Origin of the sequence: Aquirufa originis, from assembly GCF_042714495.1 — a bacterium.
GTDB lineage: Bacteria > Bacteroidota > Bacteroidia > Cytophagales > Spirosomataceae > Aquirufa > Aquirufa originis.
In genome coordinates, this window is record NZ_JBBKXY010000001.1 from 524,906 (window position 1) to 548,771 (window position 23,866).

The 23,866-nt window shown below is 42.5% G+C and carries 22 protein-coding genes; 9 read left to right on the forward strand and 13 right to left on the reverse strand.

Going from position 1 to position 23,866, the window contains the following annotated elements; all coding sequences use genetic code 11:
• Nucleotide 1: 1 nt before the first annotated feature.
• The 6 genes from SKC35_RS02185 to pdxA form a co-directional block, all read right to left on the reverse strand.
• Nucleotides 2-430 carry an FKBP-type peptidyl-prolyl cis-trans isomerase gene (locus SKC35_RS02185; protein WP_269006470.1) on the reverse strand — a complete coding sequence of 143 codons (429 nt, stop codon included), beginning with the start codon at nt 428-430 and terminating at the stop codon, nt 2-4.
• Between the two features lie 71 nt (nt 431-501).
• Nucleotides 502-2,241, reverse strand: a complete 1,740-nt coding sequence (locus SKC35_RS02190) for a hypothetical protein (protein WP_377977854.1) — start codon at nt 2,239-2,241, stop codon at nt 502-504.
• Between the two features lie 113 nt (nt 2,242-2,354).
• Nucleotides 2,355-2,843 (reverse strand): tetratricopeptide repeat protein, encoded by a 489-nt coding sequence (locus SKC35_RS02195; protein ID WP_377977855.1) that lies wholly within the window; start codon nt 2,841-2,843, stop codon nt 2,355-2,357.
• Nucleotides 2,840-5,281: an endonuclease MutS2 gene (locus tag SKC35_RS02200; protein WP_377977856.1), complete on the reverse strand. Its 2,442-nt coding sequence runs from the start codon at nt 5,279-5,281 to the stop codon at nt 2,840-2,842. The genes SKC35_RS02195 and SKC35_RS02200 overlap by 4 nt, the downstream gene beginning before the upstream one ends.
• Nucleotides 5,278-6,198: an NAD(P)-dependent oxidoreductase gene (locus tag SKC35_RS02205; protein ID WP_377977857.1), complete on the reverse strand. Its 921-nt coding sequence runs from the start codon at nt 6,196-6,198 to the stop codon at nt 5,278-5,280. Before SKC35_RS02205 ends, SKC35_RS02200 begins: the two co-directional genes overlap by 4 nt.
• Nucleotides 6,191-7,189, reverse strand: coding sequence for a 4-hydroxythreonine-4-phosphate dehydrogenase PdxA (pdxA, locus tag SKC35_RS02210; RefSeq protein ID WP_377977858.1), 999 nt, complete (start codon nt 7,187-7,189; stop codon nt 6,191-6,193). Before pdxA ends, SKC35_RS02205 begins: the two co-directional genes overlap by 8 nt.
• A 186-nt stretch (nt 7,190-7,375) precedes the next feature.
• Here pdxA and SKC35_RS02215 point away from each other — a divergent pair, with 186 nt between their 5' ends.
• The 5 genes from SKC35_RS02215 to SKC35_RS02235 are packed head-to-tail and all read left to right on the forward strand — an operon-like array spanning nt 7,376 to nt 14,889.
• Nucleotides 7,376-11,236: a pyruvate carboxylase gene (locus SKC35_RS02215; RefSeq protein ID WP_377977859.1), complete on the forward strand. Its 3,861-nt coding sequence runs from the start codon at nt 7,376-7,378 to the stop codon at nt 11,234-11,236.
• Nucleotides 11,236-11,970 (forward strand): PI-PLC domain-containing protein, encoded by a 735-nt coding sequence (locus tag SKC35_RS02220; protein ID WP_377977860.1) that lies wholly within the window; start codon nt 11,236-11,238, stop codon nt 11,968-11,970. The genes SKC35_RS02215 and SKC35_RS02220 overlap by 1 nt, the downstream gene beginning before the upstream one ends.
• Before the next feature lie 36 nt (nt 11,971-12,006).
• On the forward strand, nt 12,007-12,885 hold the full coding sequence (locus SKC35_RS02225) for a sugar phosphate isomerase/epimerase family protein (protein ID WP_377977861.1): 879 nt from the start codon (nt 12,007-12,009) through the stop codon (nt 12,883-12,885).
• 23 nt (nt 12,886-12,908) lie between these two features.
• On the forward strand, nt 12,909-14,123 hold the full coding sequence (locus SKC35_RS02230) for a TCR/Tet family MFS transporter (RefSeq protein WP_377977862.1): 1,215 nt from the start codon (nt 12,909-12,911) through the stop codon (nt 14,121-14,123).
• Nucleotides 14,124-14,157: 34 nt separating this feature from the next.
• Nucleotides 14,158-14,889: a LolA-like protein gene (locus tag SKC35_RS02235; protein ID WP_377977863.1), complete on the forward strand. Its 732-nt coding sequence runs from the start codon at nt 14,158-14,160 to the stop codon at nt 14,887-14,889.
• A 53-nt stretch (nt 14,890-14,942) separates the two neighbouring features.
• Here the strand turns inward: SKC35_RS02235 and SKC35_RS02240 are convergent, their stop codons facing one another.
• The 3 genes from SKC35_RS02240 to SKC35_RS02250 are packed head-to-tail and all read right to left on the reverse strand — an operon-like array spanning nt 14,943 to nt 16,924.
• Nucleotides 14,943-15,863: a sugar phosphate isomerase/epimerase family protein gene (locus SKC35_RS02240; protein ID WP_377977864.1), complete on the reverse strand. Its 921-nt coding sequence runs from the start codon at nt 15,861-15,863 to the stop codon at nt 14,943-14,945.
• Nucleotide 15,864: 1 nt separating this feature from the next.
• Nucleotides 15,865-16,221 (reverse strand): transmembrane 220 family protein, encoded by a 357-nt coding sequence (locus SKC35_RS02245; RefSeq protein ID WP_377977865.1) that lies wholly within the window; start codon nt 16,219-16,221, stop codon nt 15,865-15,867.
• Nucleotide 16,222: 1 nt separating this feature from the next.
• The gene (locus tag SKC35_RS02250; RefSeq protein ID WP_377977866.1) at nt 16,223-16,924 is read right to left on the reverse strand and encodes a tetratricopeptide repeat protein; all 702 of its coding nucleotides are present in this window, start codon (nt 16,922-16,924) and stop codon (nt 16,223-16,225) included.
• Nucleotides 16,925-17,104: 180 nt separating this feature from the next.
• Here SKC35_RS02250 and fsa point away from each other — a divergent pair, with 180 nt between their 5' ends.
• On the forward strand, nt 17,105-17,761 hold the full coding sequence (gene fsa, locus SKC35_RS02255; RefSeq protein ID WP_377977867.1) for a fructose-6-phosphate aldolase: 657 nt from the start codon (nt 17,105-17,107) through the stop codon (nt 17,759-17,761).
• An 18-nt stretch (nt 17,762-17,779) separates the two neighbouring features.
• Nucleotides 17,780-18,451 carry a cell division ATP-binding protein FtsE gene (locus SKC35_RS02260; RefSeq protein ID WP_377977868.1) on the forward strand — a complete coding sequence of 224 codons (672 nt, stop codon included), beginning with the start codon at nt 17,780-17,782 and terminating at the stop codon, nt 18,449-18,451.
• Between the two features lie 2 nt (nt 18,452-18,453).
• Here the strand turns inward: SKC35_RS02260 and porX are convergent, their stop codons facing one another.
• On the reverse strand, nt 18,454-20,019 hold the full coding sequence (porX, locus tag SKC35_RS02265) for a T9SS response regulator signal transducer PorX (RefSeq protein WP_377977869.1): 1,566 nt from the start codon (nt 20,017-20,019) through the stop codon (nt 18,454-18,456).
• Nucleotides 20,020-20,083: 64 nt separating this feature from the next.
• Here porX and SKC35_RS02270 point away from each other — a divergent pair, with 64 nt between their 5' ends.
• Entirely contained in the window at nt 20,084-20,365 is a 282-nt protein-coding gene (locus SKC35_RS02270; protein WP_377977870.1) for an iron-sulfur cluster biosynthesis family protein, read from the forward strand.
• Entirely contained in the window at nt 20,362-21,252 is an 891-nt protein-coding gene (locus tag SKC35_RS02275) for a Ppx/GppA phosphatase family protein (RefSeq protein WP_377977871.1), read from the forward strand. Before SKC35_RS02270 ends, SKC35_RS02275 begins: the two co-directional genes overlap by 4 nt.
• On the opposite strand, the gene SKC35_RS02280 is transcribed toward SKC35_RS02275, so the two are convergent.
• Genes SKC35_RS02280 through SKC35_RS02290 form a run of 3 tightly spaced genes read right to left on the reverse strand, consistent with a single transcriptional unit; the run spans nt 21,253 to nt 23,828 of the window.
• The gene (locus SKC35_RS02280; protein ID WP_377977872.1) at nt 21,253-22,143 is read right to left on the reverse strand and encodes a DUF3078 domain-containing protein; all 891 of its coding nucleotides are present in this window, start codon (nt 22,141-22,143) and stop codon (nt 21,253-21,255) included.
• Nucleotides 22,144-22,176: 33 nt separating this feature from the next.
• Nucleotides 22,177-23,055 (reverse strand): aldose 1-epimerase, encoded by an 879-nt coding sequence (locus SKC35_RS02285; protein ID WP_377977873.1) that lies wholly within the window; start codon nt 23,053-23,055, stop codon nt 22,177-22,179.
• Nucleotides 23,046-23,828 (reverse strand): TIGR02757 family protein, encoded by a 783-nt coding sequence (locus SKC35_RS02290; RefSeq protein ID WP_377977874.1) that lies wholly within the window; start codon nt 23,826-23,828, stop codon nt 23,046-23,048. Before SKC35_RS02290 ends, SKC35_RS02285 begins: the two co-directional genes overlap by 10 nt.
• Nucleotides 23,829-23,866 lie beyond the last annotated feature (38 nt).

Genomic DNA, 23,866 nt, shown 5'->3' on the forward strand with positions numbered 1-23,866 from the left:
TTTATGAAATCGATACTAATTCAAGTTCAAATGTTAAATCACGACCAGCTAATGGGTGATTCGCATCTAAGGTAACGTGAGAATCTGTTAAATCAGTGATTACCACTTCTACCACATGACCACCATCTTGGTGCATAGATAAAGAAGCACCTAATTCTAATTCAATGTGAGGAGGAATTTGAGCGCGCTCTAAGGTAACGGTGTTTTCTGGAGAATGCTCGCCATAAGCCTCAGCTGCCGGAATAACAACGGTTTTTTTCTCACCAATGGTCATACCAGTCACGCCATCATCAAAACCTTTGATGACCATGCCTGAACCTAATTGAAATTCAAGGGGTGTTCTTCCTACAGAAGAGTCAAAAATAGCACCGTCGGTGTGTTTACCAGTGTAGTGTACGGCAACCTTGTCGCCGGTTTTTGCAATAGACATAATGAATCGTTATAAATTGGAAAATAAGCTACAAATAACACGAAAATTTGTAGCCTTTCCAAGCCTTTGGCCTACGATTCAATGGTCTGAAGCGTGTATTTTTGTTGAATAAAATGCAATTCGTTTTCCATGCTTTCTAAGGTATTCAGGAATGACTTTTTCGCTAAGGCTGGTACGGTTTTATAGTATTCGATTCCTGATTGCAGATTTGCGGTGAAAGTTTGGAAATATTTCGTCCGTTTAGCCCAAGTCTCCGTATTGATTTCTTCTTCGATTGATTCTACCAGGAAGTTCACATAGAGTTCTAGTTCTGCCAAAAATAGGTGTGGACGACTCTCTTTCGTCAAATCTTGGATGCGACCATAGATATGATCAAGCATGGTTTTAAGGGAAACAATTTGGGAGAAATTGGCGATGTTCGGACCTGGACACATGGTCACGGCGGTTAGTTTTTTGACAAATGATTCTTTATTGACGATAGCTGCAGAATTGCTTAACCCTACGCAGAGGCATTCTTTGGCTAAAATCTCTTCTTTTTTTGCTTGTCCTTCCGGTGTCGCTAATTTTAGTTGAATGTATTTTTTCGATGCGGTACAAATGGGTTCCGTCGTAAATTCGGTATTAAAAGCTAAATGTTTTTCCGTACAAGGGCTTCCTGCCTTGTTTTGTTTTATCCGATTTAAGCGCTCTTTGTGGCCAGAAGTGCCTTTTAGATAATTAAATCGAACGCCGAGGGGAGAACTTTTGCTTAAAACAATATCCTCTTTTTTCGATGAAGCAAGCAATTGCATCGTTTCCTCATCCACCGTGGTCGCTTCAGGAACTAATAAGAATGGTGAGCCCCATCCGGTGCTGTCTACCGCATAATAATCGTGTAATAATTGGTCCTCCTCGTGCGTTCCGATGCCCCCTTGTACAGAAATTTTAATGGCGGGAGCTTTCTCTCCTTTTTGAAAAAGGGAGAACATCGTGTCGATTAATTCTTGTTTTTTTGTTTTGAATTCTTCTAAAATGGGGCCAAGCAAATACCCATCTGTCGCAAATGCATGTCCACCACAATTCAATCCTGATTCGATGCGAAATTCACTTACCCAAATGCCTTTTTTGGCCAAATATTTCCCTTGAATCAAGGCCGATCTAAAATCGGTCACCTTGACGATAACCTTCTTTTTACCGGTTTGGAAATCCTCAAATTGTTCTAAATAATTAAATAAACGGGGATTCATGCCCGCTGAAAAAACAAGAGATGAATTACGTAACTCACTGAGTGCATAGCCTCTTAATGCCGCCACCGCATCGGAATTTTCTTCTTTTATATCCCCATTCGGGCTTGGATTACTTTTATCCAATTTGGTCATAATATTTACATCGATGCTTCCTGGCTGCATTTTTGACCTTAATTCATTCGCTAACATCCCCTTTTTAGTGGGGCAATCCGTTTTCAATAGTTGCGTGTAAGAGGCCCGTAGAACTGAATCGGTGGGCAACATCTCAAAGTACTGGTCGATTTCATTTCCTTCTCCAAAAGCTTCTTGCTGTAAGGTTTTGAACTGCTTCTGCACGATACGATGGATTAGATTTAGGTAACTCGTAATCCTTTTCGCCCGGTAATCCTCCACATTAGGTCCTATGGGTTGGTAGTCATCTCCGGCTAATTCGCTATACTTTTTTCGCATCATTTCGATCAGGCGATCTTCTGCTAAGGAGAGGACGGAGGAAATGCCAAAACGGGCCACTTTAATAGGGGAGTCCACCGTAAATGCTAATCCCATAACGGGGATATGGAAGGTATGATTTGATTTTGAGTTCATCTGGAAAATTTTGGAGGCTATATAAAAGCCTTGCAAAATTACCCTAGCGATGGAGGGGGATAACTGATGGAAATCATACGCTAGAATGAGATAAGTCAAGTATCTCTACTCTCTTATCTACAAAGCGAAGCTTGGTACTTCAACGAAAGCGTATCCCCTAACTCAATCGCCGTCTTAAAATCTAGGCAAGCATCATCAATCAGGCCAAGGTGCATCAGATTAATACCCCGATTATAATACGTTTCTCCATAATAAGGGTAGCGAATGATTGATTTAGAGAAGTCTTTGATGGCTCCTTTATCGTTCCCTAGTTTGGATTTGAAATAGCCTCGGTAGAAATAATAATCCGCATTCGTGGAATCGAGGCGGATGGCTTTGGTTAAGTCAGAAATGGCACCCGAGTATTCTTCCATCGATCCACGTGAAAAGGCTCTTGCGAAGTAGATTTCGGGGTTTTTAGGGTCTTTTGTTAAAGCCACTGAAAAGTTATACGTCGCTTCTTTGTATTTTTCTTGTTGTATTTGCGTGAGACCAGCGGCATATTGTAACATGCAGCTACTCAATAAAAAGAGGGCAAAAAGAGAGGCAAATAATCGGATCATTTAAAAGTAACGATGGTGATTCCCGCACCGCCACGGTCTGCGTGTTCGTCAGTGATGTTTTTAATTTCTCGGTATCGACGTAGTTGTTCGCGAATTAAAGTTCGTAAAATTCCATCTCCTTTTCCGTGCAATATTTGAACTTCTGGAACGCCTAGTAGGAGGCAATCGTTGATATATTGGTCTAAAATGACATAAACTTCTTCACCGCGTTTCCCACGGATATCCAGTTTGAGCTGGAATTGCGCCATCCGATCGTTGATATCGATGCCACGAAGAGGCGCTGTACTTTTCTTTTGCTGTTTAGGTGCGACGATTTTTTGGAGGCGATTCAGTTTGATCGTACTGCGAATGGCTCCTAAAGAAATAACAGCGTCTTTCCCTTTGAGTTCCATGATTTGTCCCAAAGTAGGTTCGTCACCACTCCCTTTAATTACTACCCAATCACCCACAGCGATAGGGGAGTTAGCATAAACGATTCCGGGTGTTTCTGAAACGACCTTCAAAGGGGCCACCGTTTTTAGTTCTTTCTGTACAAATTGCTCTAAATCCGCGCGTAATTCCTTCGTCTTCTCTTTATCAGCCTCTTTCTCGCGAATTTGTCTAATCGTTTGTTCAATGCGTTGATTCGCCTCTTGGATGATCTTTTTCGCTTCGGCTTTCGCCGCATTCAGCATCGCCTTTTGCTCTTCCTGAACGTGATTTTTCAGGCGCTCGTAGTTTTCCTTGATGGAAAGTGCCTGCTCATTAGCGAGTGCTAAACTAGCATTTTTACTCTCCCAAATCTGCTTCTCCGTCTCCGTTTCCAGCAATAATTTGTCAAAATCCACCTGCTTCTTGCCCAATTTCTTTCGCGCATTTTCGATGATGGCTTTCGGTAAACCTATCTTCTGAGCGATTTCAAAGGCAAACGAACTACCCGGTTTTCCCATATCCAAGATGAATTGAGGTTCCAAGTGCTCGGTATCATAACGCATCGCGGCGTTGAAAAGTCCTTTTTGGCGATCTGCTAGGCTTTTTAGGTTGCCAAAGTGGGTATTTATCGCTCCATAGCACCCTTTATCCGCTAGTTTCTCTAAGATGGATTCCGCAATCGCACCTCCTAAAGAGGGCTCCGTTCCCGTACCAAACTCATCGACCAAAATCAACGTGTTCTCGTTCACGTGCTGCAAGAAGTGCCGCATATTACTTAAGTGAGACGAATAGGTACTTAATTCGTTTTCTAGATTTTGCTCATCCCCCATATCTAAAAAGAGTTGGGAGAAGAAGCCCATCGTGCTACCTTCGGCTAATGGCACTAAACATCCGGATTGGAATAAGTATTGCAATAAACCTACTGTGCTCAATGTTACGGATTTACCTCCCGCATTGGGACCTGAAACGACCATAATGCGGCGGTCATCTTCTAATCGAATGGTCAGTGGTTTAATCTTCTTACCAATTTTTTCGAGCGATTTTTCCAATAAGGGATGACGCGCATCAGTCCAATTAACGATCGGTTTATCTTGAATAAACGTAGGTTTGATGGCTTTGTGAGCACTTCCCCATAGGGCTTTGGCCCGAATAAAATCAATTAACCCTAGCCACGAAAAGGCGTGGGCTAAAAAGGGTGTCAAGGGACGAATTCGATCTGATAGTTTCGATAAAATCTGGATGATCTCGCGACGCTCAGCTGATTCCAAGGATTTGATCTCATTGTTCATCGCCAGCGCATCAGCGGGCTCTAAAAAGACCGTTTTCCCGGTGTCCGATTCATCCTGAACGAAACCTTTGATCTTCCGCTTGTGCTCCGCCGCTAGTGGAATCACCATTCGGCCATTACGTAAGGTTAACGAGAAATCCTTGCTCACCCAGCCCTCTTTATAGGCTTGGCTTAAATAGGAGTCGAGTTTCTTACGAAGTCCTTGCTCTTCGGCAATTCGCTTGCGACGTAAATCGCCTAAAGCAGGGGAGGCCGTTTCCTTGATTTGACCGTTTACATCAAATACGCGGTCTAAATCCTGAATAATCGGAATGATTTGTCTGAAATCTCCATCGCTTTCTGCGCCTTTGGCGAGAAAATGCTGGGTGATTTTGTGTATTTCTGGGTATTCAGCAGAATCAATAGCTGCAAAGAAACGGATGGTTTCATACAAAACCGTTAAGGCCCGTTGCCAATCCCTCCATTCATCCGCCGATAAATAATGACCTTCCAGCTGCAATGGACTTAGATAAGACCGTAAGTCGTAGTAATCCGTCTGCGGGAATTCGCCACCGTGCTCGCCCAAAATGCGGCCCATCTCATCGACTTGTTCTACCCATTGCTTGACTAAAGGGAAACGATCTGAAAAGCGCATTTTATCGGCATATTCTAGCCCCATCGGACTTAAACAAAGTTGCTTAATTTCCTCTTTTACCTGGTTGAAACCCAGTTTTTCGGCAAGATTTACGGGGTAATTCATAGAGAAAAATGCAACTTTATTTTTTCGAGTAATACCTCGTTGATTTTATAATAACTTTCCGTCGTCCAACCCGCTACGTGTGGGCTGAAAATGGTCGCTGGATAGGCGGCGATTTCAGCGAATAATTCTTTTTCTACAGGAGACCAAGAGGATAACTTTTCGTTTGGCAGCACATCTAAGGCCAATCCCTTGATTCTACCAGAGCGTAATCCGTGCAATAATGGTTCGAGTGGTGCAATAGGTCCTCGGGAACTATTGATCAGTAAAATGGGCTTCTTGAATGAGTCTATAAACTCATCGGAAATCAATCCACGCGTCTCAGAAGTCAAGGGAATATGTAAACTCAAGATGTCAGCCTGTTCAAAAAGCTGTTCCATCGTCGCTGGATAATCAGCCGATGGGGCGTATTTGTCATAGGCTAAAATGCTCATCCCGAAACATGCAAGGCGCGAAGCGACGGCTTTACCCATATTTCCATATCCGATGATACCGATGGTCTTTCCTTTGAGTTCAAAACCCCGATTTCCTTCTCTTTCCCATAATCCGTGCCGCACCTCGGTATCTGACGTATGGAGTTTGTGTGCTAGCGATAATAACTGTCCAATAACGTGTTCCGCCACCGCGTCTGAATTTCCTTCATTGGCAGAGAAAACTGCGATTCCTCTAGATAGGCAGGCATCGACATCTAATAAGTCTAGCCCAGCGCCTGCTCGAGCGATAAAAGTTAATGTGGTATCAGTCAGAATTTCTGCCGTGATTTTGAACTTGCTGCGAACGACTAATCCGTCATAAGCCGGCAAAATCGACACAAACTCTGACAAAGTAAGATCGGTGCGTGTTTCCACCTCGAATCCCAAATTCGTCAGCCCTTCTGCCATCGAAGGATGAACCTCGTCGACAATCAACACTTTACGCATTCATTCGGTTTTTTACGAGATCTAATGCTAAAAATAAGGCCTGAAGGAAAGAACCTGGGTCGGCTACGTTTTGGCCCGCAATATCATAAGCCGTACCATGATCTGGCGAGGTACGAATAACTGGCAAACCGGCTGTAAAATTCACACCAGAGTCAAAAGCGATGTATTTGAACGGAATCAAACCTTGATCGTGGTACATACCCAGAACGCCGTCAAACTCCTTGAATTGCGCTTTTCCGAAGAAACCATCCGCCGGATAAGGTCCAAAAACCAAGTTGCCTTTCGTTCTAAATTCATCCACTACTGGTTGAATAATCTCTAATTCTTCTTGTCCTAAAAGTCCTGATTCACCTGCATGCGGATTTAAGCCCAACACAGCTAAACGCGGTTTGTCAATGGAGAAATCCTCCTTTAAACTCTTCAAGAATAAGGTGATTTTTGTGCGCAACAAATCGGCACTTAATGCCTTGGAAACCTCTAATAGAGGAATGTGGCCAGTAGCGACGCCCATTCTAAATCCATCAGATACCATCATCATTAATGACGATTTTGCTTCGAAACGATCGGTTAAATATTCGGTATGTCCAGGGAATTTGAAGTCCTCAGATTGGATGTTGTGTTTATTGATAGGAGCGGTAACCAACGCGGAAATTAGTCCACGATCTAAGTCGTTTGCGGCTCTTTCTAAGCAATCAAAAGCTGCTTTCCCTGCTTCTTTGGTCTCTTTTCCGGGTTCTACCTCGGTAGAGGCATCGTCCCAGCAGTTGATGACAAAGCTTTCACCCGATTTGGCCTCGGAAGCTTCTTGGATCACGGCGATGGACCATTCTTTTAATTCGAATTTTTGGCGGTAAAAATCCAATACTTTCGCTGAACCATAAATCACAGGCGTACACCACTTTAGCAAGCGAGGACTGGCTAAGGATTTCAAGATTACTTCGGGTCCGATTCCGTTGTAATCTCCTAACGTAATGCCGATGATAGGTTTCATAAAAAGCAATTTTTTGTTCGACCTGCAAGTTAAGAAAAATCGTTCGAAGGCGGTAGAATTATTTTTCTTGGTAACGAACCCAATAAATATGGTATTTTTTTAAGTTTTCCCAAATAAAATGCGGTATTCGATGCGATTTTCACAATATATTTAGCATTTTTGTTAGAATCCCTTATTTTATTGATTATGCCAAAATCATACGTTAAGAAAATCTCTAGTTTATTGATCGCTAACCGCGGTGAGATTGCTATCCGAATTATGCGTGCTGCTTCCGAATTAGGTATTCGGACTGTTGCTGTATATACGTTCGAAGATCGCTACTCTTTACACCGCTATAAAGCGGATGAAGCGTATCAAATCGGTAAAGACGACGAGCCTTTAAAACCTTACTTGGACATCGAGGGCTTGATTTCTTTGTGTAAATCGAAGAAAATCGACGCTATCCATCCAGGGTATGGTTTTTTGTCGGAGAACGTGGTGTTGGCGACACGTTGTAGAGAAGAAGGAATCGTTTTCGTGGGTCCTTCACCGGAAGCAATGAACGCGTTGGGTGATAAAGTAGCTGCTAAAGTGGCTGCATTGAAGGCCAATGTTCCTATGATTGAGGATTCGAAAGGGGATTTAGCTGATTATTCTTTGGCTCTATCCGAAGCGAAACGCATTAAATTCCCTGTGATGGTAAAAGCGGCTGCCGGTGGTGGTGGACGAGGAATGCGCGTAGTTAGAACGGAAGAAGAGCTAGAAAAAGCGTATCAAGAGGCGAAGAATGAGGCGAAAAATGCGTTTGGAGATGATACTTTGTTCATCGAGAAATTCATCGATGATCCGAAGCACATCGAGGTACAATTATTAGGAGATCAGCACGGAAATTTGGTGCATTTGTACGAACGGGATTGTTCGGTACAAAGACGTTTCCAAAAAGTGGTCGAAATTGCCCCCTCTTTTGGTCTAAAAGAAGAAACAAAACAGAAATTATACGCTTACGCGCTTTCCATCGGTAAAGCCGTAAACTATTATAACGCGGGAACGGTGGAGTTTTTGGTCGATAAAGACGAAAATATCTATTTCATCGAGGTAAATCCGCGTATTCAAGTAGAACATACGATTACGGAAGAGGTGACAGGCATCGATATTGTCCGCACACAGATCCTAATCGCCCAAAATTACAAGTTATCCGATCCAGGTATTTTCATCCAAAACCAAGCGGACATTCCGCTAAAAGGTTTTGCAATTCAATGCCGTATCACGACAGAAGATCCAGCAAATGGATTTAAACCGGATTTTGGAACGATCATCGCCTACAGAAATGCAGCTGGTTTCGGGATTCGTCTAGACGAAGGATCTTCGTATCCAGGGGTAAAAATTTCCCCTTATTTTGATTCGATGTTAGTGAAGGTGTCTGCCAAAGGACGTACGCTTCGCGGTGCGTCCGAACGATTAAACCGCGCGCTGACCGAATTCCGAATCCGTGGCGTAAAAACCAATATCCCGTTCTTACGTAACGTAATCACGCACCCAGTCTTCCAAGAAGGCCACTGCACGGTGCCTTTCATTGCGAACCACCCGGAGTTATTCAATTTCAAACCCACGCGCGACCGCTCTACAAAGGCGATTCGCTACCTGGGAGAAGTAATCGTTAACGGAAATCCGGATGTGAAAGTGAAGCCAACGGCTCCTTTCCGCACTCCAATTATCCCGTATGTGGATCCGATGGCGGAATACCCGAAAGGAAACAAACAATTATTGACTGAAATGGGTCCGGAGAAATTTGCGAAACACATCCGCGACGCGAAGCAAATCTATTTCACGGACACGACATTCCGCGATGGACACCAATCGCTTTTAGCCACCCGTGTTCGTACCCAAGATATGTTAGCTGTAGCTGACGGTTTTGCGAAATCCTTCCCTCAATTGTTCTCGATGGAGGTTTGGGGTGGTGCGACTTTCGACGTGGCGATGCGTTTCTTGCAAGAATCTCCTTGGAAACGTTTGCAAGAATTCCGCGAAGCAATGCCCAATATGTTATTGCAAATGCTTTTCCGCGGTTCAAACGCGGTAGGTTATTCTGCTTACCCAGATAATTTGATTGAAAAATTCGTGGAAAAATCCTCGGAAGCCGGAGTCGATGTCTTCCGTATTTTCGATTCCTTGAACTGGATTGATGCGATGAAAGTCTCGATCAAAGCCGTTCGGGAACGCACGCCGGGCATCGCTGAAGCTGCCATTTGCTATACGGGTGACGTCTTTACAAACGAAAAATACAATCTGCAATACTACATCGATATGGCGCGTCAGCTCGAAGATGCCGGCGCTCATATGTTAGCGATTAAGGATATGGCTGGTCTTTTGCGTCCATTCCAAGCAGAAAAATTAGTCACCGAATTGAAGAAAGCGGTCGACTTACCCATTCACTTGCACACGCACGACACGGCCTCTGTTCAATCAGCGACCTATTTAAAGGCCATTGAAGCCGGTGTGGATATCGTGGATGGTGCTTTAGGGGCGATGTCCGGTTTGACGTCACAGCCTAATTTGAACTCTTTAGTTGCGATGATGCAAGGTCACGCGAAAGCATCTGACCTGGATTTAGACCTGTTAAACGAATATTCGAATTATTGGGAAGCGGTGCGTACAATGTATACGCCATTCGAATCCGAATTGAAAGCCGGAACGGCTGAGGTGTACAATAATGAGATTCCGGGTGGACAATACACAAACTTGCGTGGTCAGGCGATTGCGTTGGGCGTGGGCGACAAGTTCGAGCAATTGAAGCGCAATTACACGGAGGCGAATACGCTTTTCGGTGATATCGTGAAGGTAACTCCATCCTCGAAAGTGGTGGGGGATATGGCGATCTTTATGACCGCGAATTCGTTAACGGCGGAAGATGTGTATGCCAAAGGCGCTACTTTATCCTTCCCTGAATCCGTCAAAGACTTCTTCAAAGGCGGTTTAGGCCAGCCTTACCAAGGTTTCCCTAAACAGTTACAGGAAATTATCTTAAAAGGAGAACACGCTATCGAAGGTCGTCCAAACGACCATTTAGCACCCATCGACTTCGACGCTGACTTCAAGTCCTTCACGAAGAAATTCCCAGAGGCTGAAGACGGATTCTTCGATTACTTATCGTACAAAATGTACCCGAAAGTCTACGAAGACTATTATAAGAATTCGGCCTTATTCGGCGAATTGTCAGCCCTTCCCACGCCAGCCTTCTTTTATGGTTTGAAGCAGGATGAAGAGATAATGATTACCATCGAGCCGGGCAAGACGATTATCGTTAAGTTCTTGTATATGTCTGAGCCAGACGAGTCGGGTTTACGTAACGTTACTTTTGAATTAAATGGCCAAGCGCGCCGCATTAAGATTTTGGACAAAAACGTCAAAGTCGAACGTGCGCAACACGCAAAAGCGAAAGTAAAAGGCGACATCGGTGCCCCATTGCAGGGGCGTTTATCTCGTATTTTGGTGAAACCAGGCGACGAAGTGAAATTAAATGCTCCACTATACGTGATCGAGGCGATGAAGATGGAATCAATTGTTTCGGCACCATTTGAAGGAATTATCGGTAATGTGTTATTGACTGAAGGAACGGTGGTAGAGCAAGAGGATTTAGTATTGACTTTGGAAGAAGCGAAACTACCAGAACCAGACGTAGAGGAATATTTATTCGTCTATGGAACCTTGCGCCGCGACTGTGGAAACGATTTACACCGCTTAATCGCACGTAATTCGGATTATATCGGCATGGCAACTTACCAAGGTCAGATGTACCAAGTAGCTGATTATCCGGGTATTATTCCGTCAGAAGACGCGAAAGATCAAGTAATAGGTGAATTGTATTTATTGTCTAATACCATCAAATTGTTGAACGTTTTAGACGAATACGAAGAATTCAATACGGACAAACCAGCCGAAAGTCTATTCGTTCGCGAGCAGGTGAAAGTAAACTTGAAAGGCAAGGAAATCGAAACCTATGCGTATCTATACAACAAGAAAATCGATCCAAAAACGCGCATCGCGTCTGGGGATTATGTGAAAGGCTAATGAAAAAAATCGCCCTTTTCTGTTTGTTATCATTCGCTTTACAGGCGCAGAGTCCGTTGTTAAAAGCGCACGCACACAATGATTACGAACACGAAAGGCCATTTTTTAACGCTTTTCAGCTAGGTTTTGGCTCCATTGAGGCGGATGTGTATGCGGTGAATGGCCAATTATTAGTGGGGCACGAACGGAATCAACTGAGTTTGAATCGCAATTTGAAAGATTTGTACATCGATCCCATTATTCGCGTTCTGAAAGCTAATAAAGAAGGAAATTTTCACCAATTATTAATTGATTCGAAGACCTCTGCAGATTCCACTTTGCCCTTGATTATTGCCGCCTTGAAGCCACACGCAGAAATCATTCAGCAAAAAGGCTTTCGGATTGTCATCTCTGGAAACCGTCCTAAACCCTCGCAATACATCGAATCACCCGCTTGGATCACCTTTGATGGACGCTCTGATGAACGTTTTCCTACGAATAAAGTGGTATTAGAGAGTGAATCAATGTTGAAGTTTGGCTTTTGGGCTGGGCAGGGACCTATACCTACTTCTTTGAAAGAAAAGCTCAAGAATTACGTCGAACAGGTTCACGCAAATGGCAGAAAAGTGCGTCTTTGGGCAACGCCAGATTCTCTTTTAGGGTATCAAGCCTTGTTAGATATCGGCGTGGATTACATCGGTACCGATAAGTTGAGCCTTTTAGCGGATTATTTGAAATTCAGCGAGAGTAAATAAGCTGTAGGTGAGGCTTTTATATCAAAACCTCCTCCTATGACAACTAGACGCGAATTTTTGGCCATTACCTTGGCTACAACACTTCCAGTTTCCTCTCTTTTTACGGCGAAAAAATCCTATTCTTTAGGTTATTCTGCCATCACTTGGGGCGGACAAGATGAGCAGGCGATTCAAGAAATTTCAGCATTGGGTTTCAAGGGGATACAGTTGCGCGCGAATTCTTTCTCAAAATACAAGGATAATCCTTCCGTTTTAAAAGCTTTATTAGATTCATCAGGCTTGCAATTATGTATGTTTTCGAGCGGCAATGTGGAGATTGATCCAGCCAAAGTAGAGGCATCCATCGCCCAGCACGTTAGGCACGCTGCTTTCGTAAAAGCCCTAGGAGGAACGTCAATTCAATTAACCAATTCCTTACGCAAGAAAGGGGTGAAGCCGGAGGAGAAAGACCTTATTCGTTTAGCAGAAGTCATGAACGAAATCGGTGCAAAAACCAAAGAAATAGGTATTCAATCTACGTACCATAACCACATGGACCAGTTTGGAGAAACGCCAGAGGAAGTAGAATTACTCGTGAATCACATGGATTCGTCTAAAATCAAATTATTGTTAGACGTAGCTCATTATTTCCAAGGAGGTGGTAATCCGGCGGATGCCGTTTTGAAATACCGTAAAGTTTTACATTCATTACACGTAAAAGATGTGCGCCAAACCGAGCCTCGCTACCGTTTCGTCGAATTAGGGCAAGGTAAAGTGAACCTAGAGGAGGTATTTGCTAATTTGGACAAAATCAACTTCAAAGGCTTCGCCATAGTCGAATTAGATGCCGTTCCAGATGCCGGTAAAACACCCTTATCTTGTGCCGAAACGAGTAAGGAATTTTTAAAAGGTAAAATTCAATATCCTTTTTCTTAAATTGCAGCCTAATCTAGAATCAAATGGCGAGCAAAAAGGATCCTGCAATTGGATTTATCTTCATCACTTTATTAATTGACGTTCTCGGAATCGGCTTAATTATCCCCGTTTTACCTAACCTTATCAAAGGTTTTGTGGGTGGAGATATCTCCGTTGCCTCTCAATACGCAGGTTGGTTAATGGCTTCTTATGCTATTATGCAGTTTTTGTTTTCACCCGTTTTAGGGGGATTATCAGATCAAATAGGTCGCCGTCCAGTGATTTTAGCCTCTTTATTCGGCTTCACGATTGATTATTTAGTTTTAGCATTTGCGCCTAATATCCTTTGGTTATTCATCGGACGTATTATGTCTGGAATTACAGGTGCGAGTTTTACCACAGCGCAAGCCTATATCGCAGATGTTTCTAAGCCAGAAGATCGGGCGAAGAACTTTGGGGTGGTGGGAGCCGCCTTTGGGGTTGGATTTATTATCGGGCCTGCGATAGGGGGGATGCTGGCCTCTTATGGAGATCGTATTCCATTCTTTGCAGCCGCTGGTTTAACCTTGATAAACGGTATTTATGGCTATTTTATCTTGCCTGAATCGCTTGCCAAATCGAATCGCCGTCCTTTTGATATTAGTCGTGCGAATCCCTTAGGATCTCTAAAAAACTTAACAAAATATCCAGTCATTGCCGGTCTAGTCGGAGGATTTTTCTGCCTTCAATTAGCTGGTCAAGTACATCCCAGCACTTGGTCTTATTTTACGATGAAGGTATTTGGTTGGACGCCTGATCAAGTAGGATATTCATTAGCTTTTGTGGGATTAATTGTAGCCATAGTGCAAGGAGGTTTAGCTCGTATCATTATGCCAAAACTGGGTGAAATACGCGCCATCTCCTACGGGCTACTCCTATACGGAATTGGTTTCTTTATGTTTGCCTATGCGACGAAGTCTTGGATGATGTATGCCTTTATGATTCCTTTCGGCTTAGGGGGAATTGCTGGGCCTGCCCTTCAAAGTTTGATTACGCAACAAGTAGGTCCCAATGAACAGGGTGAATTACAAGGTGGATTGACTAGTTTACAATCTATTACGACCATTTTTGGCCCTCTTTTGGCCTCCAATTTATTTGCCTATTTTGCCTCTGAAAGAGCTCCTATTTTATTCCCTGGAGCCGCCTTTTTTATGGCCGCTATTTTAGTGCTGGTTGGATGGTTTATCGTTATGCGTTCCATTCCAAAGAAAGCTCAATAATTTTACTATCTTTCGAAAAATAAACCCCTATATCATGAAAACAATGATTAAATCAATCTGCCTAGTGGCAGGAATGTTAGTAGCCTCTGTTGCTTCTGCTCAATCGACAGAAGAAATTTTAGCCAAGCACGAAGCTGCTATGGGTGGTGCTGATAAATGGGCTACTGTTAAGACGGCAGTAGTGAAAAATAAGTTCAGCGTACAAGGGATGGATATTGATAGTAAAACTTCCTTAATTATTGGTAAGTCTTTTCGTCAAGAGGTAGAAGTAATGGGTAATAAAATCATTACGGTTATTGATGGAGACAAAGGTTGGATGAATCGTCCTGCGATGATGGGCGGAACAGGCGAGCCAGAAGATATGCCAGCTGATCAAGTGAAAATGGCAGGTTCTCAAAAGACTTTGGGATCGATTTTAACGAATGCTAAAAAAGACGGCTATAAGATTGAGTTAGTTTCTAAAGAGAAATTGGATGGAGCTGATGTATATCTATTGACGGTAACTAAACCATCAGGTGAAGACAGCAAGGTCTATGTTTCCACAGCTACTAATTTTGTGGTAAAAACTCAGACAAAAGTACAAGCGAACGGTCAAGAAATAGATTCAGAAGTTAGCTTTTCAAACTATAAAATGGTGAACGGTTTAGCATTTCCGTATACTGTTGAAACAGCTAATCCAATGGGAGGAATGATGACAGTAGAAACGGTTTCGGTGGAAATTAATCCAACAATCGATGCGGCCATCTTCGCAAAACCGAGCAAATAATCGAGCGATTTTCGCTGCATTAAAAAAGGGCTTCAGAAATGAAGCCCTTTTTTTTAGGGTAAAAATTGTTGAATGTGATTCCTCGCGCTTCGGATCGCTTTGTCGATATCCTCTTCTGAACCTTCGTATGCCTTATCCTCTACTTCAATCACGATGGGACCTCGGTAACGGACGTCGTTTAAAGCAGAAATGAACTTACCCCACTGTATATCGCCTAGTCCTGGAATTTTAGGGGAATGGTATTCGAGTGGATTTGCTAAAATTCCTACGCGGTTCAATTTTTCCGGATACACTTTGACATCCTTTAAATGTACGTGGTGAATCCGTTCCGCATAGTGATAGATAGGGTAGGTGTAGTCCATCATTTGGAAGACCATATGAGAGGGATCATAATTTAGGCCAAAATTCGACGACGGAATAATCGTAAATAATTCATCCCAAATTTTAGGCGTCGTCATCAAATTCTTCCCACCTGGCCACTCATCATCCGTAAAGAACATGGGACAGTTTTCGATCCCTATTTTGATCTGTAAAGAATCAGCCAAAGCAATAATCTCCGGCCAAACCTCCGCAAAGCGACCGATATTATAGTGTATATTTTTCGTATAATCGCGGCCTACAAAGGTATTCACACGCGAAATGCCTAAAACGGCAGCCGCTTTAATAATTTTCTTGATATGTTCGCGGTAAAAAGCAGCTTGTGTTTCATCTGGGTCCAATGGATTTGGATAATAACCAAGTGCAGATATTTTGACCGGATGCTGCGCTAATTTCGATTTTAACGCTAAAAGATCCTCCGTGGATAATTGATCTACCGAAATATGCGAAACACCCGCATACCTGCGCGCATCTGCAGAGGAGGATGGCCAACACATCACTTCTACACACGAAAATTTTTGCTGTTGTGCATAGTCTAAGACCTCAAAAAGACTTTTATTCGGGAGTATAGCGGAGACAAAACCTAGATCTAACATGTTACTTCAGTTTAGCTAATCCATAAAAAAGAGCAAAAGAACCTGACGCAATCCAAAGGCCTACCGCTTCTCGTGCTAATTCTTGATTGTGCGTCTTCATACTTAAGCCGTCCGTCAAAAATCCTTCCCAAGCCGTCATCTCGACCCATAATTGCACTCCAGCAAAGAAAGATAAGCCAAATAACACGATTAAGAGTTCAGGATTCGTTTTGCCACGCATCGCCTGCAATGCAGTATAAACTGCAGTTGCATAAACAGGAACCCATAAAATGGGGTCCGGATCATTGAATTGCCAATAGGTAAATAGTAAAAAAACGAGGCTGAAAAAACCTCCAAGAATGAATTGTACGTTTCTCATATTAGTTACATAGGTTTTTAACAGCTTCAGAGGCACCCGGGTAGTTTAATTTTTGTGCTTGTTGAAAAGCGAGGCAGGCTTTGTCGTTTTGCTTCGATTTGATATAGCTAAGTCCTAGCGCATAATAAGCTTTACCAAATTCAGGGTTAATTTCCGCTGCCTTCGCAAAATCAGCTATGGCACCGGCATAATCTTCCTCTTGGAACAGTATATTTCCTCGATTATAATAGGCATTTATGTCTTTAGGAGCCAATTTTATGGCTTGTGTGAAATCAATTGTGGCCTTCGCTGGTTGCGCTAAGGCTGCCTGAATGATCCCTCTTTGGAGATATCCTGCACTCGAATCTGGTTGGGAAGCGATGGCTTTATCAGTAGGAGCTAAGGCTTTATCCCAAACGCCTTGTTCCATTAAAACGGCCCCTAAATTCAATTGAGCTGTATATAGTGAAGGTTTTAATTCAATGGCCTTGCGATAGGCCGCTTCTGCCTCTGGGTAATTTTTCTCTTGGAATAGAATAACCCCTTGTAGGTTATAGGCTTCTGCTAAACCGGGGTTTTTCTCAATCGCTTTTTGAAGGGCTTCTTTGGCAGAAACCGTTTCTCCTTTCTTAAGACGAGCTTTCGCTTCGTCTAACCAAGCCTCTCCAGAAGTGGAACATGCCCAAGCAAACCCAAGGCTTACCAATAGAATCCATTTTTTCATATTTTAAAGTTAAGGGGCTATTCCAAAAAAACGATATTTATTTTGAAAAAAGCTGCTTTTTTGTCATCTTTGTCATGGCAAATTACCAGCTCCCGCTGAATCCCCCAGGTCTTGATCGAAGCAAGGGTAGGTCGGTCGTAGCGGTGAATTTGCCATTTTTTTGTTATAAAAATCTGACCTATGAAATTTTTTATCGATACAGCGAATTTAGCGCAAATTAAAGAAGCACAAGATTTAGGTGTTTTGGACGGTGTTACGACTAACCCTTCCTTAATGGCTAAAGAAGGAATCACCGGAAAAGACAACGTGTTACGTCATTACAAAGCGATTTGTGATATCGTAGACGGAGATGTTTCTGCCGAAGTAATCGCCACAGATTATGAAGGAATGATTCGTGAAGGCGAAGAATTAGCGGAGCTGGACGATAAAATCGTAGTAAAGATTCCCATAATCAAGGACGGTATCAAGGCCTTGAAATATTTTTCTGAAAGAGGGATTAAAACGAATTGTACGCTTGTATTCTCTGCTGGTCAAGCTTTGTTAGCTGCTAAAGCAGGTGCAACCTACGTTTCTCCCTTCATTGGACGTTTAGATGATATCTCATTTGATGGTATCGAATTGATAGAACAAATTCGTTTGATCTACGATAACTACGAATTTGATACGCAAATCTTAGCGGCCTCTGTTCGTCACCCAATGCACATCATTAAGTGTGCTGAAGCTGCGGCTGATGTGATGACAGGTCCTTTGTCTGCCATGCTTGCGTTGTTAAAGCACCCATTAACGGATAATGGTTTAGCGCAATTCTTAGCGGATCACGCAAAAGCAAATTCTTAATTAACCTAGGCGATTTTTATGTCTGTTTTATCTTTTGAACAAGTAAGTATTTCACAAGAAGGTGTTAACACACTAGAAGACATTAATTTAACGATTAATGAGGGGGATTTTTATTATTTAATTGGTAAAACGGGTAGCGGAAAGAGTACCTTCTTTCGGAGTATTATTGCGGAAATTGGACTTGAGTCTGGAACAGCCTCGGTGGCGGGTTATTCATTGAATACCATCAAGCGTTCAGAAGTGCCTTTCTTAAGACGTAAATTAGGTTTCGTTTTCCAAGATTTTCAATTGTTGACAGATCGCAATGTGGAGAAGAATTTGTCCTTCGTTTTAGAGGCGACAGGTCACACGAACAAAGACGAAATTCGATTTAAAATCGAGGAGGTTTTAGCGCGTGTGGGAATGAGTTCCGCGATTTCTAAACGTATTCACCGTCTTTCAGGTGGAGAACAACAACGTATTTGTATCGCGCGTGCGATTTTGAATAATCCCCTTTTATTGCTTGCTGATGAGCCTACAGGTCATTTGGATCCGGAGGTCTCTTTGGAAATTATGCAATTATTCAAGGAGTTGAACCAGAGTGGAATGGCCATCATTATGGCGAGTCACGACTACAATACGATGGCCAAGGTTCCAGGCCAAATCCTAAAATGCGAAGGGGGTAAAATCTTCCCAGTTGCAAGTCTATAATCCTATTTTCCCGTATAGTAAATCACCGGAATGATACATTCCTCTAAAGAGATGCCGCCGTGTTGGAAGGTGTTTCTGTAGTGGTTTACGTATTGGTTGTAATTATTAGGGTAAGCAAATAGATTGTCTTCTTTAGCGAAAACATAGGTAGTCGAGACGTTCGGTTTTGGCAAGAAAATGTTCTCCGGCTTACGACAAACCATCATCTTGTTCGCATTATCCCAATTCAGATTCTTCCCTTGTTTGTAGCGCAAATTGGTGTTTGTATTCCGATCCCCCACGATTTTAATTGGATTCTGAACTCGAATCATCCCGTGATCAGTGGTGATTATGACGCGCCCCTTCTTCTCTGCAATCTTCTTTAATAAATCAAAAAGAGGAGAATGCTGGAACCAGCTCGCCGTCAAACTCCGGTAAGCTGACTCATCTGGAGCTAATTCCTTGATCATCGCCATATCTGTTCGTGCATGCGAAAGCATATCTACGAAATTGTAGACGATGACATTCAAGTCATTGGTGGCTAATTTGTTGAAATTATCGACTAATTGCTTTCCTTGGTATTGGTGAATAATCTTGTGATAGGAGCTTTTAGCGTTGATTTTCAAACGCTTCAATTGCTCCTGCAAGTAAAATTCTTCGTGTTTATTGAAACCCTCCTCATCTTCAGAATCCCCTACATCATATACCCATTTATCTGGATAATTCTTGGCGATTTCGGATGGCATCATCCCCGCAAAAATGGAATTTCGGGCGTAGGCGGTTGTCGTAGGTAGGATGGAATAATACTTGCTTTCGGACTCTAATTGAAAGTATTCTTGTATGTATTTGTCCAAGGTTTTCCACTGGTCAAACCGCAAATTATCGATCAATATAAAATAGAGCGGACTCTTGTCGTTAATCTTGGGAAAAACGTGCTTGCGCAGCATTAAATGAGATAATATCGGTGTTTCTGCATCGGGTTTTTGTAACCAATCCTCGTAATTATTCTCAATGAATTTACTGAAATGGGCATTAGCCTCATTTTTTTGGTTGTTCAAAACCTCGGCCATCGATTTGTTCTCTGTCGTGTCGATTTCGAGTTCCCAATAGACAAGCTTTTCGTAGATGTCGGACCACTCTTTGGCATTCAAATGATCCTGGTATTGCATGGATAAAGCCAAAAACTCTTGCTGGTAGGTAATATTCGTTTTTCCCTCCTCGAGTCTTTTCTTATCGAAAATTCGTTTGACAGATAGCAATAATTGATTCGGATTCAGTGGTTTGATCAGGTAATCGGCGATCTTGGAGCCGATGGCGTCCTCCATTAATTCTTCTTCCTCCGATTTTGTAATCATGATGACTGGAAGGTTAGGTCTGATTTTTTTGATATGCAACAAAACCTCTAATCCGGACATTCCTGGCATATTTTCATCCAAGAATAACATATCAAATTTCTGAGTTTCCACTAACTCGAGTGCATCAGCGCCAGAATTAACCGTATAAACTTCGTATCCTTTGCTCTCTAAAAACAAAATATAGGGTTTCAATAAATCGATTTCATCGTCTGCCCAAAGTATTTTATACGTCATCGCTTTTTTGTTTACCTTTCAAGCCTAAAATTAGCTAATTTTACATCGACATCCTCGTTAATACATGTTAATAGATCCTCCAGTTCAGTTGACGGAATCTGCCGTCGAAAACCTGCGTTTGATTACGTTCCCAGAGCCTTTTCTTCGGGTTGGAATGCGTGGAGGAACCTGTGGAGGAACTTTTGTCCTTGGTTTTGACACTAAAACAGAAAATGATGAGGAGTATTTGATTGAAAATATCCCTGTCGTTATTGATCGAAGAGAATTATTATTTGTCCTAGGTACAGAAATTTCTTACGAAGTACAAGGCAATGGTTTTTACCTTCATAAACCCCCTAAAATATGAAATTTGCAGCCATAGATATCGGTTCAAACGCCGCACGTCTTCAAATCTCCAGTGTATTGGAAAATGAGGGGGTTATCAGTTTTAAGCGAATTGAATATGTGCGTTTTGCTCTTCGTTTAGGTCATGATGTATTTAGTGATGGGATGATTTCGCCTGAGTCAGAAGTGCGTATTTTCAAATTAATGCACGCCTATAAATTATTGATGGACTTGCATGAAGTGAAGGATTACGCGATTTGTGCGACTTCAGCGATGCGCGAGGCGTCTAATTCATCCGAGATAATTACGCGAATTCACAAGATTTTGGACATGAAAATCCAATTAATTGATGGAAGTCGGGAGGCGGAATTAATCAATGATGTGGTGGTTCAATCTTTACATCCGAAGAAAAACTACTTACATATCGATGTGGGTGGAGGTAGTACAGAATTGAATATATACCGTCACCGCGAAAAATTGGCCTCGAAGTCTTTTAAAATTGGTTCGGTGCGTCTACTAGAGGGAACGGAAAAAGAGGGAGATTGGGAGAAGATGAAGAATTGGATTTCGCAGCAAAAAGAATTGATTTCAGGTGATATTGAGGCAATTGGAACGGGAGGTAATATTGCCAAATTGTTCAATTTGTCGAAGCCAGCCCCAGAGGAAAAGTCGATGACATTTGATGCCTTATTTGAAATGGCAGCCTATGTGGGTTCGTTCTCTTTTGAAGATCGGGTGAATAAATTGCGTTTAAATACGGACCGGGCGGATGTAATTGTTCCTGCGGCTTCGATCTATTTGACGGCTATGGAATTAGGAGGCTGTAAAACGATTTTAGTGCCTGATTTAGGCTTAAAAGATGGTATACTTCAAATGTTATATGACCGTTATTTAAACCGAAAGAAGTAATTATTTTTCGATGCGGTATACGAGACCCATCGACAAGATTTGAGAGAATTGCCAGTCAGGATCTTGGTCATAGTCGCGGAATAATACAATTTGTAAATTAGTACTGACATATTTATTTACCTTCATCGTCACATTTGCATCAAAGCGATGCACAATGCTATTCGATAAGGTAAGTCTAAAATAGTCTATTAGAGCGGAGTAACGTGCTTTTACATTGATGTTTTCCCATACATCTTTGTCTACATTGACTAAATATTGAAAAACAAACTGATTTCTGATGTTGTCACCAGGTTTCTCAAGACCATATAATCCGGCTCTGGAGATGGCTTGATCGAAGACAAAGGTTTGGCGTAATGAACCAATACCGATTCGCGTATAAAATGATTTATCAGGGTGGTATTCTAAACCCATGGAGGATGTCAAATAGGCCGGAGCAAAAAGACTCGAAATCAAGGAGTCCACCGGAACGCCAGCCTTATTTTTCTTGCCATAGTCATAACCATTGAAGAATTGCGTCTGGAAGTTAGTTGATCCATAAAAGTCCCATTTAGGGCTTATACGGTAACCAGCCTTGAATTCGTATGCAATGCGGTCGATATTTTTACGGAGACTTTGGGTTCTGTTTTGGAGAAATCCGACTTGCAAATTCAGGTCAGAATTCAGACGCCATGATTCATTCGAAACGTTTGCACTGTGATTCAAATACCAGCCAATCGCTAAGGTATTTGTCCCACCACCTTTCCAATTATCGCTGAAACTTGACTGATTTAGGTTGATGCCTGAAGTCATGACTTGCTTCCATTTGTTTGCCGTCGAATCTGCCTTAGATTCCGCAAATGCGGGCCCAAAAGCAGTTGAAAACAACAATATGAACAGCAAATTAAACTTCATTTGACAAAGGTACAAAAAACCTGAATGAATGGCCTATTTTCCTATGGATAAACGGATCTGTCCTGAGAAGACCTCTTGTGGTGCTAATTCAATGAGCCCATCACCTGTATTAAAAGCGTCTGTATTGGCGGTCATCGGTTCAATGGCCACCGATGTATAGCCTTCCGGTTGAAAGACAACTAGGAATGGGAATTGAACGGAAGATTGCTCTAAAAAGAGTGAACGTTGGTGTTTATGGTCGATAAATTCGGTGATGTGTTTCTCTTTAGGTTCTAGTCGAAAGACGTGGTCCACTTTTTCCTGACTAAAAATAAACTTGGTCTGACCTTGTAAATTTTCCTCTTTCAAGGGAATCATTTGTGAGTCCGATAAAAAACGGCTGATAGGATGGAATTTAATGGATAAATCAGCTACCGTCGTATTAGGGAAGCTGAAATAGGGGTGCCAGCCACAGGCGAAGGGCATGGAAGTGGTTCCTGTGTTTTGGGCTTCGAAAGTTATTTCTAATGCCCCTACATCCGTTAATGTGTAGTTGTATCGGAATGTGAATGGGAAGGGGTAATTCGGCTCCTCACCTTTATATGCCTGTTCTAATGTGACAGACGATTCTGATTGTTGCACTAGGGTAAACGGTGCTCTTGCTAATAAACCGTGAATGGCGTTCCCTAAAGCGGGTTCGTTGATGGGTAATTGGTAATTTTTGCCTTTGAAGGAATAGTTTCCGTTACGAACTCGATTTACCCAGGGGGTTAATAAGGCGCTGGGGTGGTATGGGTTGCTGGCTAAAGGATGGTCGGAGCTTCCCGGCAAATCAATGAGTGAAATTCCTGATAAGTGTAATTCGATTAAACTCGCTCCCGTCTGGGTATCAATAACCAGGTAATCGCCCGTTTTTGCATTTTTTATTTCCATAGTGTTTTATCTTCGATGCCCATTCCATAGAGGGCAAAATCATATTTGACAGGATCGCTTGGATCCAGTTCCCGTAGCGTTTCTGTGAGGGCCAAAGCCGTTTTCCAATTCGCCTTCTCCTCCTTCATTAGACCCAGTTGAGCGGCTGTTCGCATCGCGTGCACATCGAGTGGGCAAACTAATTGGGAAGGTTTAATCGTGTTCCACAGTCCAAAATCAACTCCTGCCTGATCTTTTCTCACCATCCAGCGCAAAAACATTGAAATGCGTTTACAGGCCGAATTTTTCCGAGGAGAAGCAATGTGCTTCTTCGTACGTTCTGGAGCCCATTCGGATTGAAAGAAATAATCGTAGAATCCATTTAGTCCATTCTCCACGCTTACGTCTTCCGCTTTCAAACCTAGGTTGAACGCCGTTTCTAAGGAATTATTGTTTTGGTAATGCCTTTGGAAGAAATCAATAAAATACAGCGTATCTGGGTATTGAAAAGTCCGGTGCTTGAAATGCTCAAAGCGCTTTAAATCACTGGCTTGATGTCCTAAAATGAATTCATAAGGAGATCCATCCATCAAATCGATGAGCGTTTGCGCATTTTGAAGGATCGTTTTGCGCTGCCCCCAGGCTAAAATAGCTACCCAAAAACCCATAATCTCTTTGTCTTGCAAGCGACTAAAGCGATGCGGAATTTGAATGGGATCGTGTTCGATGAAGCGCGGATGATTGAAAAAAGCGAATTTCTCGTCTAAGATGGACGCTATTTTTTCTGAAATCATTTTCGGCTAAATAGGGCAACTAAACGAGAGGGAAGGGA